The following is a 14,788-nucleotide window of genomic DNA, read 5'->3' on the forward strand; positions in this document are numbered from 1 at the left end:
ATTACCGTGGGACCGCCGATCTTTTGCCGTGCAGGGGGACACCGGTGTAGGACAAGCCCGCGTCGGCCGAACTGCCCGCAGGGCGGATCGCCGCGGTACCTGCCGTGGGGGCTGGCACTTCGATGCGCTCTCCACTGACAAGGCGCGCTCGCGATGGGACACATACTCCAGCAGCGTCTGATGCGGCATCGATCAGGTTCCTGACCCAACAGACGCAGGCCCTTTCCCCTCTACCACCACGGCAGGCCCCATGATCCGAATGAAACTCCAGTTGGAGTTGGAGTACGCGGTAGGCGATCCCGGCGCTGACTTCGTCTTCAACATCCACGCAGCGCAGACGCATTGCCAGACCGTTCAGGACGAGAACCTGGTCATCAGCCAGGACATTCCGACGCACTTGCACACCGATCCCGCCACGGGCACCCGCTGCCTGCGGCTGCACGCCGAACCCGGGCCGCTCACGCTGGCCTACACCGCGACGGTGGACCTGAACCACCACACCGCTGATCCGGCGCTCATTCCCGAGGTCGGTGTGCGCCACCTGCCCGACGATGTCGTGGGCTACATCTTTCCCAGCCGCTACTGCCAGTCGGACCGGCTGGCCACGCTGGCGTTTCGTGAATTCGGGCACCTGTGGCAGGGCTACAGCCGCGTGCAGGCCATTTGCGATTGGGTGCGCAACCACGTGGCCTTCCGCTCCAACACCTCCAATTCGACCACCTCGGCCGTGGACACGTTCGTCGAACGCGTCGGCGTCTGCCGCGACTTCGCCCACCTGATGATCGCGCTGTGCCGGGCGGTGAACATTCCCGCGCGCATCGCCACCGGCACCGACTACGGCGCCGACCCGGCGCTGGGACCGCCGGACTTTCACGCCTATGTCGAGGCCTATCTCGGCGACCGCTGGTACCTGTTCGATCCGTCGGGAACGGCCATTCCCATGGGCATGCTGCGCCTGGCCACCGGCCGGGATGCCGCGGACGTGGCCTTCGCAACCATCTTCGGCAGCGTGCAGTCGCAGCCGCCCAAGATCCGCGCCTGGGCTGTGCAGGACCCGTCGCGGGGCTTTCAGTTGCCTCAGCACTCGTCTCTGGCCCTGTCCACCGACGCGCCGCAGAACTCGGGCGCATCGCCCGTGATGTCCGGTGGGCGCAGCGATTCGGCCCCTGGCGGCCGCTCGGTGATGGCCGGCTGAAGCCTTCGGGCCGGGAGCGCAGCGGCGCCGGCCCGGCCCGCGTGCGCGCCGTGCCTGCGGGGCATCGCTCGCCAGCCGCAGGCATGCGGCACCCATGGTGACCATGAAAGTGGCACGACGCCCTAGTACCGATTGCCCTGTTTGCTATATATTTTGTAGCAATCGCGCATTTCGGCGTTGATGCGCTGACCGCCTCCCCGTGTCCGGCGCACAGGTCCGGAGCTGCTTCGCCAGGCGGCATGCCACTTCGGGTGAATCCCCCCTTTCCGTTCGCCGCGAGGTTGGAATGCAGCCTCACGGAGAGGTGGCCCGGACCCTGCTGCACAGGGCCCGGGAGCAGGCACAGGGCGCACAGGGGCGGGACACCGGCCTCGGTCAGCGTGTGCGTGCGAAACCTTTCTTTCGCCACCCTGCAACGCCGAGCGCCTGCCATGCCATCCGCCGCCCTTTCTCCCTCGCTCCCTTCCCGCCGCGCGGCGGTGGACGGTGGTTCGCACGAGAGGGCTGCGTCCGGCAGCCCCCGGCCAATTCCGCTCCCGCGTGCCCCCGGCTCTCCCCGCGCGTCGGAGCAGCGGCAGGAGCCCACCGCGATCCTGCCGCGCGCGCCCAACCCGCCCGGTGACGCCGCCGCCGCGGGCCCGGCGAGCTTGCCGCCCCGTTCCTTGCCCCAGTCGTCGTCCCCAGCGCCGCGCTCCGGCCCCGCCTGGCGGGCGCTGGCCTCGCGTGGCATGCACCTGCTTCAGCCCCATCCCGCCTTGGTGCGGCTCGGGGCGCGGCACCTGGCGCCTCCCGTCCTGTGGCTGGGCGAGCAGATGCGAACGCATTCCGAATGGACCCTGTTGGCCGTGCACACGCTGCAGGACCCAGCCTCTGCCACCGCATTGGCGCAGCGCGTGGCGGTGGCGGCCGGGCTGTTCGCCACCGGCACCGCCGCGCTGTCGCGGCAACTGCAGGAACGCGACGACCCGCAGGCCGTGGCCCGCATCGCGCAAGCGCTGGTGGATCTGGATGCCGCGCGGCTGGCGGGCGAGCTGCTGGGCGAGGCGATCCAGGACCTGCTCCAGCGGCTGCCCGACCGCGACGTCGCAGGGCTTCAACTGTTCGTGGGGATCGGCGCGGTGATGGCCCACTGGCACCTGAAGCACCGCGCCCCGGCGACTGCGCCGATTTCACCCCCGGAAGTGCCGGACACCACCGCGACCCCTGGCACCACCACGCGCGGAGAACCTCCCCGCCCGCGAAGCGCAGGGCTGGACCGCGTGGTCCTGGCCAACGCGGTGGTGGCCCTCCACCATGCGGGGCAGGGCATGCTGGGCGAGGGGTATGCCCGTGGCGTGGCCGAATCGCTGTCCGAGGGCGTGCGGGAGTCCGTGGGCCAGTGGCTGGCGCGGGCGCGGGAGCGGCGGTAGCACCACGCGCCCGCCGCTCACCCCGCCCGGCGGAAGGTCAGGTTCACGCGGACCGCTCCCCACTCCGCGTGGTGGCCTTGCGGCACCGGCAGCACGCCGTGAAAGCGCAGGCGGTCCTCCCCGCCCCACACCACCACATCGGCATGGCGCAGCGGCACGCGCAGGGCGCGGTCGCCGCGCGCCAGTCCGCCCCAGAGGAACGTGGCCGGAAGCCCGAGCGAGACCGAGACGATGGGCGCCCGCAGGTCGCATTCGTCGCGGTCCTGGTGCAGCGACAGGCGCGTGCCCGGGGCATAGCGATTGACCAGGCAGGCGTCCGGGACGAAATCGGCAAAGCCGGCCGCTGCCGCCGCCTCGCCCGCCAGCGTGGACAGCACGGCAGGCAGGGCGGGCCACGGCCGGCCGCTGTCCGGGTCCACGGCGACGTAGCGGTAGCCGCGCGCATCGCTCACCCAGCCCAGGGCGCCGCAGTTCGTGGTGGCCACCGACATGCGGCGCCCGCCCGGCGTGGCCATGTGGCGCCATGGCGCCTGCCGCGCGATGGCGGCCACCTGCGCGTGCAACGCGGCGGCCACGGGGCGGGCGAAGCCGCGCAGCAGCACCGCGCCGGGCCCGAGGACGAGCCGGCCGGCCGGCGCTTCATCGGTGTCGAACAGGTCGTCGGTCATGGAACGAGCGAAGAAGGGCCGAGCCCAGGGCCACCACCGGGGGCCTTGCCGTCAGGCCGCGTCATGAAAGATAAGGCCCATGGTATGCCGCTGTCCCGAGCGCACCCGCGACACGCCGTGCCGCATCTGCACGCGGTAGGGCCCGCGCGTGCCCTGAACCGGCCGGTGGTGCACCGCGAACACCACCGCATCGCCCTGGCGCAGCGGCACCACCTCGGGCCGCGACTGCATGCGCGGGCGCTGCTCGGTCAGCACGAACTCCCCACCCGTGAAATCGGTCCCCGGCGCGGAGAGCAGCACGGCCACCTGCAGCGGAAACACGTGCGCGCCGTACAGGTCCTGGTGCAGGCAGTTGTAGTCGCCCGGGCCGTACTGCAGCAGCAGCGGGGTGGGGCGCGTCTGGCCGGCCGCCTGGCACCGCGCGATGAAGGCCGTGTGGTCCGCCGGAAAGCGGTCTTCCAGGCCCAGGGCCGCCTGCCACCGGTTGGCCACCGGCACGAGGTGCGGATAGAGCCCGGTGCGCAGCGCCGCGATGGCCTCGGGCAGCGGGTACTGGAAGTACTGGTATTCGCCACGCCCGAAGCCGTGGCGCTCCATCACCACGCGGCTGCGAAAGCGCGCAGGCTGCGCGTAGAGGCCGGCGAGGGCGCGGCAGTCGGCCGCGGGCAGCAGCGCGTCGATCACGGCGCAGCCCTGGCCGTCCAGCGCCTGGGCCACGGCGTCCCAGTCGATGGCGCCCAGGTCGCGCGCGCTCATGCCTGGGTCTCCTTGTCCAACAGCGCCCGCTTGCGCTCCACGCCCCAGCGGTAGCCGGAGAGCGCGCCGTCGGTGCGCACCACCCGGTGGCACGGAATGGCCACGGCCAGGGCATTGGCCCCGCAGGCCTGGGCCACGGCCCGCACCGCGCGCGGCGCTCCGATGCGCTCGGCGATCTGCGCGTAGCTGGCGGTCTCGCCGGGGGCGATGGTCTGCAGCGCGGTCCACACCCGCTGCTGGAACACCGTGCCCTGCACGTCCAGCGGCAGGGCCAGCCCGCGCCGGGGCACATCGACGAAGCCGATCACCTGCGCCATCCACTGCTCGAACGCGGCATCGGCCCCGAGCAATTCAGCGCGCGGAAAGCGGTCCTGCAGATCGCGCACCAGCACGTCGGGGTCGTCGCCCAGCAGCAGGGCGCACAGGCCCCGCTCGCTGGCCGCCGCCAGCACCGCGCCCAGGCTGCACTGGCCCACCGCGAAGCGGATGCGCACCTGCGCGCCCCCGGTGCGATAGCGGCTGGGCGCCATGCCGAGCACGCGGCCGGCCTCTTCGTAGAAGCGCCCCTGCGATCCATAGCCCGCGGCATAGAGGGCCTCGGTCACCGTGCCGGCATGGGGCAGGCCGTCGCGCAGCTTTCCCGCGCGGTGCGCCGCAGCGTAGGCGCGGGGTGTGAGGCCGGTGGCCGCCTTGAACACGCGGTGCAGGTGGTGCGGGCTGAGCCCGGCGGCTTGCGCCAGCGCGTCCAGCGACGGTGGAGGCTCGCTGGCTTCGATCAGGCGGCACAGCCGCGCCACTGTCTCGGCATGCGGATCGAAGCCGGCGGGCCGGTCCGGGTGGCAGCGCCGGCAGGGCCGGAAGCCGGCGCGCTCCGCCGCCTCGGCCGTGGCATGGAAGTCCACGTTCTCCGGCCGGGCAGGCCGGGCGGAGCACGAGGGCCGGCAATACACGCCGGTGGTGCGGACCGAATAGACGAAGCGGCCATCGGCCTGGGCGTCCCGCGCCGCGACGGCCGCCCACCGGGGATCGGCCAGCGTGGTGGCGGCGCGCTGCGCCGCCGGGGAAATGGTGCGGGGGGTGGGGCAGGAGTGGGGGCGGGAAGCCATGGCGTCGATTCCTCGTTCAATGGTAAGGGCCTGCCCTGGAATCTACGCACGGCGCGGCGGGCCCGCACCCCGGTTCTTGCGATCGCATTCGCAGATTGCCGGGCAGTGCCCACAGGCGTGCACGGTCATGGGAGGCGGCCTAGCATCACGCGTTCGCCCTTTGCAATGGAGTTGCCATGACCACCCCCCCGGCCCCTGCCACCCTCGTCCCCCTCAAGATCGATTTCGTCTCCGACGTGTCCTGTCCCTGGTGCGCCATCGGGCTGCACGCGCTGGAGCAGGCCCTGGACCGGCTGGACGGCACGGTGGCGGCGCAGCTGCACTTCCAGCCGTTCGAGCTGAACCCCCAGATGGCGCCGGAAGGCCAGGACATCGCCGAGCACCTGGCCGAAAAGTACGGAGCCACGCCCGAGCAGTCGCAGCGCAACCGCGAAGCCATCGCCGAACGCGGCGCCACGCTGGGCTTCACGTTCGACATGGGGCAGCGCAGCCGCATCTACAACACGTTCGACGCGCACCGCCTGCTGCACTGGGCGGGCGAGGCGGGCGGCGAGGCCGCGCAGACGGCCCTGAAGCACGCGCTGTTCAAGGCCTACTTCACCGATGGGCAGAGCCCGGGCGACCATGGCGTGCTGGTGCGCGCGGCGGCCGGCGCCGGCCTGGATGCGGACCGGGCGCAGGCCGTGCTGGCCTCGGGCGAATACGCCGACGCGGTGCGCGAACGCGAGGCGTTCTACCAGCAGCACGGCATCCATTCGGTGCCGGCGGTCATCATCAACGACCGCCACCTCATCCAGGGCGGCCAGCCGCCCGAGGTGTTCGAGCAGGCGCTGCGCCAGATCGCCGCCGGCCAGTGATCCGGATCAGCTGTTTGCTATATAAATAATAGCAATAGAGACAATGAGTACTAGGGCATGGGGGCGATTCGGCCACGAATCGCTTGGCCCGTGCCCCGTTGGTCACTTCTTGAGCGGAATCGGCGTGGCGCGGTCCACCGGCACGGCGGTCACCGCGTTCTGCGGCGAGCCTTCGATGAGGCGGTCGGAGTACGTCAGGTACACCAGCGTGTTGCGGGCCGGGTCCACCATCCGCACGATGCGCAGGCGCTTGAACAAAATGGAGATGCGTTCGCTGAACACCTCGTCCTGCTGCTTGAGTGGCGGCTTGGGGAACGCGATGGGCCCGGTCTGCCGGCAGGCAATGGAGGCCTCGGCCTTGTCCTCGGCCAGCCCGAGCGAGCCCTTGATGCCGCCGGTGCGGGCGCGCGACACGTAGCAGGTCACGCCCTGCACGGCCGGGTCGTCGTAGGCCTCCACGATGATGTCGTGGTCGCGGCCCAGGAGCTTGAACGCGGTGTCCACGGTGCCGATGGTCTCGGCCTGGGCGCACAGCGCAGCGGCGGCCAGCCCCAGCGCCAGCGCGGCACGGGGCAGGGCATGGGAGAGGCGGCGGGCGGCGGTCATGCGGCCACCTCCGCGCAGCGCTTGGCCAGGTGCGCCAGGGCTTCTTCCACCTGGTCCACCAGCACGAGGCACAGGTCGCCCGGCTGCAGCCGGTCCAGCGCCGAATCGATGGCGATGAACTCGCCGCGGATTTCCTCGATGTGCTTGGTGCGCGAGGCGCCCGCCAGGCCCTCGCGCAGCAGCGCCATCACCTCGCCGTCGGCACGGCCGCGCTGGGCCGCGTCCTGGTAGAGGATCACATCGTCGAACGCCGCGCCCAGGATCACCGTCTGGTCGCGGATGTCCTCGTCGCGCCGGTCGCCCGCGCCACTGATGACCACGCTGCGGCGGTTGCCCGGCAGCGCATCGACGGCGGCCACCAGGGCGCGCATGGCGTCCGGGTTGTGGCCGTAGTCGGCGATCACCGTGGCGCCCTTGAAATCCATCACGTTGAAGCGGCCGGGGGCGTTGTCGCTGTCGTTCACGAAGCCCGAGAGCCCGCGGCGGATGGTCTGCCATGGCAGGCCCGCGCCCCAGGCGGCGGCCACCGATGCCATGACGTTCTCGACCTGGAAGCCGATCTTGCCGTTGCGCGTGATGGGCACGTCGCGCAGGTGGATGGTCTCGCGCCACGAGCCTTCGGCCGCGACAATGGACTCGCCGTCCATGTACACCGACCGGTGGCCCTGCGCGCGGTGCGTGGCCATCACCGGGTGGTGGCGGTCGCTGGCGAAGTAGATCACCTTGCCCGGCGTGGATGAGGCCATGGCCGCGACGATGGGGTCGGCCGCGTTGAGCACGGCGTAGCCGTCCGGCGCCACGTTCTGCACGATCACTCGCTTGAGCACGGCCAGGTCGTCCACCGTGGTGATGTAGTTCAGGCCCAGGTGGTCGCCTGCGCCGATGTTGGTCACCACGGCCACCTGGCAGCGGTCGAAGCCCAGGCCCTCGCGCAGGATGCCGCCGCGCGCGGTCTCGAACACGGCGGCATCCACCTCGGGGTGCAAAAGCACGTTGCGCGCGCTCTTGGGGCCGGAGCAGTCGCCGCTGTCGATCTGGCGGCCGTTCACGTACACGCCGTCGGTGTTGGTCATGCCCACGCGCAGGCCCTGGGCCGAGAACAGGTGCGCGATCAGGCGCGCGGTGGTGGTCTTGCCGTTGGTGCCGGTCACGGCCACCACGGGAATGCGCCCGTCCTGCCCGTTGGCGAAGAGCTTGTCCACCATGGCCTGGCCCACGTTGCGGGGCTTGCCGTAGCTGGGCGCCAGGTGCATGCGCAGGCCGGGCGCGGCGTTCACCTCGACGAAGCCGCCGCCTTGCACTTCCAGCGGCTGCAGCACGTTCTCGGCCACCATGTCCACGCCGCAGATGTGCAGGCCCACCATCTGGGCCGCGGCGATGGCGCGGGCCGCCACCTCGGGGTGCACGTCGTCCGTCACGTCGGTGGCGGTGCCGCCGGTGGACAGGTTGGCGTTGTCGCGCAGGATCACGCGCTGGCCCTTGGCCGGCACGGCGTCGGGCGTTAGGCCCTGCATGGCCAGCCGCGCCACGGCGATGTCGTCCAGGCGGATCTTGGTGAGCGAGGTGGCGTGGCCCTCGCCGCGGCGCGGATCGAGGTTGACCAGGTGCACCAGCTCGCGCACGGTGCGCTCGCCGTCGCCCAGCACCTGCGGCGGCTCGCGGCGCGCGGCGGCCACCAGCTGGTCGCCCACCACCAGGAGGCGGAAATCATGGCCCGGCAGGAAGCGCTCGACCATCACCGTGCCGTATTCGGCGGCGGTGCGGAAGGCCTCGTCGAGCTGCGAGCGCTCGGTGATGTTCACCGTCACGCCCTTGCCCTGGTTGCCGTCCTGGGGCTTGACCACCACGGGCAGGCCGACTTGCTGCGCGGCCTTCCAGGCATCGTCCACCGACTCGACCGGGCGGCCCAGCGGCACCGGCACGCCGGCGGCGTGCAGCAATCGTTTGGTGAGGTCCTTGTCCTGCGCGATGGATTCGGCCACGGCGCTGGTCGAATCGACCTCGGCGGCCTGGATGCGGCGCTGCTTGGAGCCCCAGCCGAACTGCACCAGGCTGCCCGATGTGAGCCGGCGCCACGGAATGCCGCGTGCCGCGGCGGCCTCGACGATGGAGCCGGTGCTGGGGCCCAGCCGTTCGTCCTCGTCCAGTTCGCGCAGGCGGGCCACGGCGGCCTCGGCGTCGAAGTGGCCGCCTTGCAGCGCGGCCTGGATCAGCGCCTGGGCATCCTCGAAGGCCTGCCGGCCCACGGCCTCTTCGCTGTACTCGACGACGACCTGGTACACGCCGCGGTCCACGGTGGCCGAGATGCGGCTGAAGCTCACGGGGCAGCCGGCCTGCGCCTGCAGGGCCAGGGCCGCGCCGCCGAGGACATGGGCGAGCGAGACATCGGCATCGCTGCCCTCGGGGTGCAGCACGCCCACGGCGGGAAACAGCGCGCGCAGCCGGGATTCGAAGCCATCGATCTGGCGCATGGCGAGTTCGGATTCGGCACAGGTCACCACGGCCTCGATGGCGGTGTGGCGGCTCCAGAGGTTGGGGCCGCGCAGGGCCCGGGTGCGGGATACGTCCATGGAAAAGCGTCTCTTTCTTGGGGTTGCCGGCGCGGGCGCCGGCTCGAGTCCATGCGGTCGTTGAAAGGGGTCTAGCGGGCCGGTGCGGCGCAGGGCAGCTCGGGCTCGAACGTCTTGATGCCCGCGCCGATCAGGTCCGGCGCGATGTCCAGCGCCCAGGCCGTCGCCACGATGGCCAGCAGGGTGTCGGGCTCGGTCTGCACGGCGTTGCGGCCGAACGTCAGGTCGGCCAGCGCGCCCAGCACATGCTCGGCCGAGCCGGTGGCCAGCACCACCCGGCCCGCCTTCACGAAGACGGCGCGGCCGTTGTCCTGCGCGCGGTGCTCCGCGATCGCGGGCAGCGTGCCGTCCTGGGCGTACAACACCACGGCGCCATCCGACAGCGGGGCCAGCTCCAGCACCTGGGGCTCGGCGGCGTTCAGCACGGCGGCGCCGCCGGGCAGCACCACGTCGATCTGCGTGCGCAGCACCTTGAACATCTGGTCCTGCTCGAACACGTCGAACTCGGCCAGCGTGTCCTTGCCGTCCATGTCGGTCACCACGCCCACCTGGCAGCGGTCGTAGGCCAGGCCGTCGCGCAGGATGGTGCGGGCGTCGTTCTCGATCACGGCGGCCTGCACCATCTGGTTCATCAGCAGGCGGTGCGCGGCTTCCCAGTGGGCGCTGTCGGCGGTGTCCACGCAGCGGCGGTCCAGGAACAGGCCCTCGCGGCAGGCCAGGCCCGTGTGGCGCCCGCCCAGGTGCATGAGCCAGCCCACCACGCGGGCGATGGTGCTGGTGCCGCGCGTGCCGGCCACGCCGACCAGCGGAATGCGGCCGATCGTGCCGTCGGCGTTTTCTTCGGCCGGGAACAGGTGCTCGGCAATCGCCTGGCCCACCGGGCGCGGCGCGCCGATGGCGGGCTTCAGGTGCATGAGCAGGCCGGGGCCGGCGTTCACCTCGACGATCGCGCCGCTCTGCTCCTGCAGCGGGCGGCCGATGTCGCGCGCCACGAGGTCGATGCCGGCGATGTCCAGGCCCACGACCTTGGCCGCCAGTGCGGCGATGTAGGCCACCTCGGGGTGCACTTCGTCGGTGCAGTCCACGGCCACGTTGCCGTTGCGCTGCACCACGACCTCGCGGCCGGCCTCGGGCACGGCGGTGGCGCTGAGGTCCTGGCGCTTGAGTTCGAGTTGCACGGCCACGTTGGTGTCCACTTGAATCAGTTCGAGCGGGTATTCCTCTTCGTAGCCGCGGCGCGGGTCGGAGTTGAGCTGCGTGTCGATCAGCTCCTGCACGGTGGAGCGGCCGTTGCCGGTGATGCTCACCACCTCGCCGCGCGCGGCGGCCACGACCTTGCCGCCCACCACGAGCACCCGGTGCTCGTCGCCGGGAATGAAGCGCTCGACCATCACGTCGCTGCCCTCGGGATAGGCCACGTGGTAGGCCGCCTCGATGTCGGCCTGCTTGCGCAGGTCCAGCGTCACGCCGCGGCCATGGTTGCCGTCCGAGGGCTTGACGACCACCGGCAGGCCGATGTCCTGCGCGGCTTCCCAGGCCTCTTCGGGGCTGTTGACGACCTGGCCCTCGGGCACGGGCACGCCGCACGATTTGAGCAGGCTCTTGGTCAGGTCCTTGTCGCTGGCGATGCCTTCGGCGATGGCGCTGGTGAACTCGCTCTCGGCCGTCCAGATGCGGCGCTGCGATGCGCCGTAGCCCAGTTGCACCAGGTTGCCGTCGTTCAGCCGGATGTGAGGAATGCCGCGGTCGGTCGCGGCGGTGACGATGCACGCGGTGCTGGGGCCGAGGTACTGGTCGTCCACCTCGGTGCGCACGCGCGCCACGGCGGCCTGCACGTCGAATGGGGTGTCGTTGATGGCCGCCATGATGAGCTGGTGGCCCTGCTCGAGCGCCACGCGCGCCACGCGCTCGTCGCGCGCCCGAAACACCATGCGGTACACGCCGCGCTGCGAGGTGCTGCGCGTCTGCCCGAAGCCCGTGGGCATGCCCGACAGGTTGAGCAGCTCGATCACGATGTGCTCCAGCACGTGGCCGCACCAGGTGCCGCCCTCCAGCCGCTGCAGGAAGCCGCCGCGCTCGCCCACGCCGCAGTGGTGCTCGATGAGCGCCGGCAGCCAGGTGGTCAGGCGCTCGTTGAATCCCGGCAGGGCGTTGGACGGGTGGTCTTCGAGCGCGCCGAGATCCAGCCAGACTTCGAGCACTGGACGGTAAGTCCAGATGTTGGGACCGCGCAGGTAGTTGATGCGCAGCAGTTGGATGTCATTGAATGTCGCCATGGAGTGCAGCGTAAAGGAAACTGCGGCCCGAAGGGGACCGATTTGCGGAAGGAGTGTCGGTCAATTGTGCGCCCACTCGGGGGTGGCCTAGAGGATGTCAGCGTGGCCCGTGGGGAAGGCGTTACATGCAGATGCGAAAGCAGCCTGTGGAGCATCGGGGAGAATGGGTGCCAGAGCACGGGCTGGCTTCTCGGGCCGTCCAGGGCGGAAAAACCAACCAAAATGCAACATCAACATCCTGTGGACGCATCGAGTGTCTTGAATGGCCCTGACGGGGCCGAATGGCGAGCCAGGCTCGCCCCCCACGAAAACGTGCTGGCCGCGCTGCAGGTTGACCTGAGCCCGGCCCTGCGCTTCGCGCCCGGCCTGCTGGTGCTGACCTCCCAGCGCCTGCTGTCGCGCACCGATGGCGGTGCCGTGCAGGAGTGGCCGCTGGCCGCCGGCATGGCCTTGCGCCTGTCCGACCATGGCGGTGTGGGGGCTCTGGAACTGCACGACAACGAGCGCCGTCTGGCGCTGTGGCGCTTCACCCTCGGCGCGCACCCCCAGGCCCTGCGCATGCTGCAGAAGTTCGACCAGCGCCTGGCCGCGCTGGGCATGCCGCACGATGCCACGGTCGAGTCCGAGCCCGCGGACGAGGCCCGCTGCGAGGTCTGCCACACCGCGCTGCCGCCCGACACCGAGGAGTGCCCCGCCTGTGCCCGCGCGCCGGCCCCGCAGACCTCCACCTGGGTGCTGCTGCGCCTGTGGCGCTTCGCCCGGCCGTACCGCAAGCAGCTGGCGACGGGCTTCGGGCTCACGCTGGCCTCCACTGCGGCCACCCTGGTGCCGCCGTACCTCACGATTCCCCTGATGGATGACATCCTCATCCCCTACCAGAACGGCCAGCAGATTCCGGTGCACCTCGTGGGGCTGTACCTGGGCGGCCTGCTGCTGTCGGCGCTGCTGGCCTGGGGGCTGGGCTGGGCGCGCACCTACATCCTGGCGCTGGTGTCCGAGCGCATCGGCGCGGACCTGCGCACCACCACCTACGAGCACCTGCTGCGCCTGTCGCTCGACTATTTCGGCGGCAAGCGCACCGGCGACCTGATGGCGCGCATCGGTTCGGAGACGGACCGCATCAACGTCTTCCTGTCGCTGCACGCCCTCGACTTCATGACCGATGTGCTCATGATCCTGATGACGGCGGCCATCCTGTTTTCCATCAACCCCTGGCTGGCGCTGGTCACGCTGGTGCCGCTGCCGTTCATCGCCTGGCTGATCCACAACGTGCGCGACCGTCTGCGCACCGGTTTCGAGAAGATCGACCGCGTGTGGTCCGAGGTCACCAACGTGCTGGCCGACACCATCCCCGGCATCCGCGTGGTGAAGGCCTTCGCCCAGGAAAAGCGCGAGGCGCAGCGCTTTCGCGATGCCAACCAGCACAACCTGGAGGTGAACGACCGGCTCAACAAGACCTGGTCGCTGTTCACGCCCACGGTCTCGCTGATGACCGAGATCGGCCTGCTCATCGTCTGGGGCTTCGGCATCTGGCTGGTGGCGCACAACCAGATCACCGTCGGGGTGCTGGCGGCGTTCATCGCCTACATCGGGCGCTTCTATACCCGGCTCGACTCCATGAGCCGCATCGTCTCGGTCACGCAGAAGGCCGCGGCCGGCGCCAAGCGCATCTTCGACATCCTGGACCACGTGAGCAACGTACCCGATCCGGTGCAGCCGGTGACCATGGAGCGCGTCGAGGGCGCCATCGCGATGCGCAACGTGGGCTTTCGCTACGGCAGCCGCTCGGTCATCAAGGGGCTGAACCTCGATATCCGGCCGGGCGAGATGATCGGCCTGGTGGGCCACAGCGGTTCGGGCAAGAGCACGCTGGTCAACCTGATCAGCCGCTTCTACGACGTGACCGAGGGCTCGATCCAGGTCGACGGCGTGGATGTGCGTCGGCTGCGCGTGGCCGACTACCGCCGGCACATCGGGCTGGTGCTGCAGGAGCCGTTTCTGTTCTTCGGCACCATCGCCGAGAACATCGCCTACGGCAAGCCCGAGGCCACGCGCGCCGAGATCGTGGCGGCCGCGCGCGCCGCCCACGCGCACGAATTCATCCTGCGCCTGCCCCAGGGCTACGACTCGCTGGTGGGCGAGCGCGGCCAGGGCCTGTCGGGCGGGGAGCGCCAGCGCATCAGCATCGCCCGCGCGCTGCTGATCGACCCGCGCATCCTGATCCTTGACGAGGCCACTTCCGCCGTGGACACCGAGACCGAGAAGGAAATCCAGAAGGCGCTCGATAACCTGGTGCAGGGCCGAACCACCATCGCCATCGCCCACCGCCTGTCCACGCTGCGCAAGGCCGACCGCCTGGTGGTGATGGACCGGGGCGAGGTGGTCGAGGTCGGCCCGCACGACGCCCTGATGGAAAAGCAGGGCGCCTACTGGCGCCTCTACGAAGCCCAGGCCCGCCGGGCCGAGGAAGACGCCGAGGCGTCGGGCCTCGTCATCGACAGCGCGTTGCTGCACCCCGCCCATCCCGCGGGCAACTCCTGATCCTTGAAAGAGAGCGCACGCCCATGACTGCTTCGCCTTCTCCTTTGTCCGCAGCCGCGTCCACCGCGGCCGCCGTCCCTGCCACCGCTTCGGCCGTGGCCGGCATCCGCCTGCAGCGCAACGCCCACGGCCGCCTGGTGCTCACCCAGCCCGGCGGCGCCGAGCACGCCGAAGTGGTGCCGGTGCGGGCCTTTCCCATCGCCGCGCCGGCCGAGGGCATCTCCCTGGTCGGGGCGGACGGCCATGAACTGCAGTGGATCGAGCACCTGGACCACCTGCCCGCCGCTGCCCGGGCGCTGGTCGAGGAAGACCTTCATGCGCGCGAATTCGTGCCGATCCTGGAGAGGCTGGTCAGCGTCTCGGGGTTTTCCACCCCCAGCACCTGGGTGGTGGAGACGGACCGCGGCCCCGCGCAGCTGGTGCTCAAGGCCGAAGAGGACATCCGCCGGCTGGGCGGGCGCACCACCTTGCTGATCGCCTCGGCCGACGGCGTGCAGTTCCGCGTGCCCGATGTGACCGCGCTGGACAAACCCTCGCGCCGGCTGCTGGAGCGTTTTCTATAGCACCCCGGCCGCGCCGGTCGTGGGCCGGCGCCGGTGGATGCCGCCCTGCCTTACGACGTGGCGGGGCGCAGGCGTGCCCGGGAGATAGGGGTAAACCCTGGTTTTTGCCTTGATTGACCCGTCCTGGAATAGGTTGACACCTATGCGGGACTGAACCCTAGCCGTAATTGGCTTGCAAGAGACGCCCGGTGCACCGCATCGGGCGTTTTGTATTCTAGGGACAGGTGGGGCCGCTGCTCGT

The 14,788-nt window shown here is 70.8% G+C and carries 11 protein-coding genes; 5 read left to right on the top strand and 6 right to left on the bottom strand.

Annotated elements, in window-relative coordinates:
* Window positions 1-250: 250 nt before the first annotated feature.
* The gene (locus AVMA1855_RS22400; RefSeq protein ID WP_272567408.1) at window positions 251-1,195 is read left to right on the top strand and encodes a transglutaminase-like domain-containing protein; all 945 of its coding nucleotides are present in this window, start codon (window positions 251-253) and stop codon (window positions 1,193-1,195) included.
* A 431-nt stretch (window positions 1,196-1,626) separates the two neighbouring features.
* Complete coding sequence (locus AVMA1855_RS22405) at window positions 1,627-2,604, top strand: hypothetical protein (RefSeq protein WP_284427358.1); 978 nt, start codon at window positions 1,627-1,629, stop codon at window positions 2,602-2,604.
* Between the two features lie 17 nt (window positions 2,605-2,621).
* Here the strand turns inward: AVMA1855_RS22405 and alkB are convergent, their stop codons facing one another.
* The 3 genes from alkB to ada are packed head-to-tail and all read right to left on the bottom strand — an operon-like array spanning window position 2,622 to window position 5,134.
* Window positions 2,622-3,272: a DNA oxidative demethylase AlkB gene (gene alkB, locus AVMA1855_RS22410; protein ID WP_284427359.1), complete on the bottom strand. Its 651-nt coding sequence runs from the start codon at window positions 3,270-3,272 to the stop codon at window positions 2,622-2,624.
* Window positions 3,273-3,323: 51 nt separating this feature from the next.
* Window positions 3,324-4,028 carry a 2OG-Fe(II) oxygenase gene (locus AVMA1855_RS22415; protein WP_284427360.1) on the bottom strand — a complete coding sequence of 235 codons (705 nt, stop codon included), beginning with the start codon at window positions 4,026-4,028 and terminating at the stop codon, window positions 3,324-3,326.
* Window positions 4,025-5,134: a bifunctional DNA-binding transcriptional regulator/O6-methylguanine-DNA methyltransferase Ada gene (ada, locus tag AVMA1855_RS22420; RefSeq protein WP_284427361.1), complete on the bottom strand. Its 1,110-nt coding sequence runs from the start codon at window positions 5,132-5,134 to the stop codon at window positions 4,025-4,027. Before ada ends, AVMA1855_RS22415 begins: the two co-directional genes overlap by 4 nt.
* A gap of 176 nt (window positions 5,135-5,310) precedes the next feature.
* On the opposite strand from ada, the gene AVMA1855_RS22425 reads away from it, so the two are divergent.
* Window positions 5,311-5,991, top strand: coding sequence for a DsbA family oxidoreductase (locus AVMA1855_RS22425; RefSeq protein WP_284427362.1), 681 nt, complete (start codon window positions 5,311-5,313; stop codon window positions 5,989-5,991).
* A gap of 102 nt (window positions 5,992-6,093) precedes the next feature.
* Here the strand turns inward: AVMA1855_RS22425 and AVMA1855_RS22430 are convergent, their stop codons facing one another.
* The 3 genes from AVMA1855_RS22430 to AVMA1855_RS22440 all read right to left on the bottom strand — a co-directional run bounded on the left by AVMA1855_RS22430 (window position 6,094) and on the right by AVMA1855_RS22440 (window position 11,443).
* Window positions 6,094-6,597 carry a CreA family protein gene (locus AVMA1855_RS22430; protein ID WP_284405033.1) on the bottom strand — a complete coding sequence of 168 codons (504 nt, stop codon included), beginning with the start codon at window positions 6,595-6,597 and terminating at the stop codon, window positions 6,094-6,096.
* Complete coding sequence (gene cphA, locus AVMA1855_RS22435) at window positions 6,594-9,167, bottom strand: cyanophycin synthetase (protein ID WP_284427363.1); 2,574 nt, start codon at window positions 9,165-9,167, stop codon at window positions 6,594-6,596. Before cphA ends, AVMA1855_RS22430 begins: the two co-directional genes overlap by 4 nt.
* A 71-nt stretch (window positions 9,168-9,238) precedes the next feature.
* The gene (locus tag AVMA1855_RS22440) at window positions 9,239-11,443 is read right to left on the bottom strand and encodes a cyanophycin synthetase (RefSeq protein ID WP_284405034.1); all 2,205 of its coding nucleotides are present in this window, start codon (window positions 11,441-11,443) and stop codon (window positions 9,239-9,241) included.
* 222 nt (window positions 11,444-11,665) lie between these two features.
* Between AVMA1855_RS22440 and AVMA1855_RS22445 the strand changes: the two genes are divergently transcribed.
* Window positions 11,666-13,984: a cyanophycin metabolism-associated ABC transporter gene (locus AVMA1855_RS22445; RefSeq protein ID WP_284427364.1), complete on the top strand. Its 2,319-nt coding sequence runs from the start codon at window positions 11,666-11,668 to the stop codon at window positions 13,982-13,984.
* 23 nt (window positions 13,985-14,007) lie between these two features.
* Window positions 14,008-14,547 (top strand): cyanophycin metabolism-associated DUF1854 family protein, encoded by a 540-nt coding sequence (locus AVMA1855_RS22450; RefSeq protein WP_284410830.1) that lies wholly within the window; start codon window positions 14,008-14,010, stop codon window positions 14,545-14,547.
* Window positions 14,548-14,788: the final 241 nt, after the last annotated feature.

Source organism: Acidovorax sp. SUPP1855 (assembly GCF_030158955.1).
In the GTDB taxonomy this organism is placed as follows: domain Bacteria; phylum Pseudomonadota; class Gammaproteobacteria; order Burkholderiales; family Burkholderiaceae_C; genus Paracidovorax.

What these genes read in the sequence shown, in the direction of transcription:
- AVMA1855_RS22400 (WP_272567408.1), top strand. Translation starts at nt 251, where the DNA reads ATGATCCGAATGAAACTCCAGTTGGAGTTGGAGTACGCGGTAGGCGAT.
- AVMA1855_RS22405 (WP_284427358.1), top strand. Translation starts at nt 1,627, where the DNA reads ATGCCATCCGCCGCCCTTTCTCCCTCGCTCCCTTCCCGCCGCGCGGCG.
- alkB (WP_284427359.1), bottom strand. Translation starts at nt 3,272, where the DNA reads ATGACCGACGACCTGTTCGACACCGATGAAGCGCCGGCCGGCCGGCTC.
- AVMA1855_RS22415 (WP_284427360.1), bottom strand. Translation starts at nt 4,028, where the DNA reads ATGAGCGCGCGCGACCTGGGCGCCATCGACTGGGACGCCGTGGCCCAG.
- ada (WP_284427361.1), bottom strand. Translation starts at nt 5,134, where the DNA reads ATGGCTTCCCGCCCCCACTCCTGCCCCACCCCCCGCACCATTTCCCCG.
- AVMA1855_RS22425 (WP_284427362.1), top strand. Translation starts at nt 5,311, where the DNA reads ATGACCACCCCCCCGGCCCCTGCCACCCTCGTCCCCCTCAAGATCGAT.
- AVMA1855_RS22430 (WP_284405033.1), bottom strand. Translation starts at nt 6,597, where the DNA reads ATGACCGCCGCCCGCCGCCTCTCCCATGCCCTGCCCCGTGCCGCGCTG.
- cphA (WP_284427363.1), bottom strand. Translation starts at nt 9,167, where the DNA reads ATGGACGTATCCCGCACCCGGGCCCTGCGCGGCCCCAACCTCTGGAGC.
- AVMA1855_RS22440 (WP_284405034.1), bottom strand. Translation starts at nt 11,443, where the DNA reads ATGGCGACATTCAATGACATCCAACTGCTGCGCATCAACTACCTGCGC.
- AVMA1855_RS22445 (WP_284427364.1), top strand. Translation starts at nt 11,666, where the DNA reads ATGCAACATCAACATCCTGTGGACGCATCGAGTGTCTTGAATGGCCCT.
- AVMA1855_RS22450 (WP_284410830.1), top strand. Translation starts at nt 14,008, where the DNA reads ATGACTGCTTCGCCTTCTCCTTTGTCCGCAGCCGCGTCCACCGCGGCC.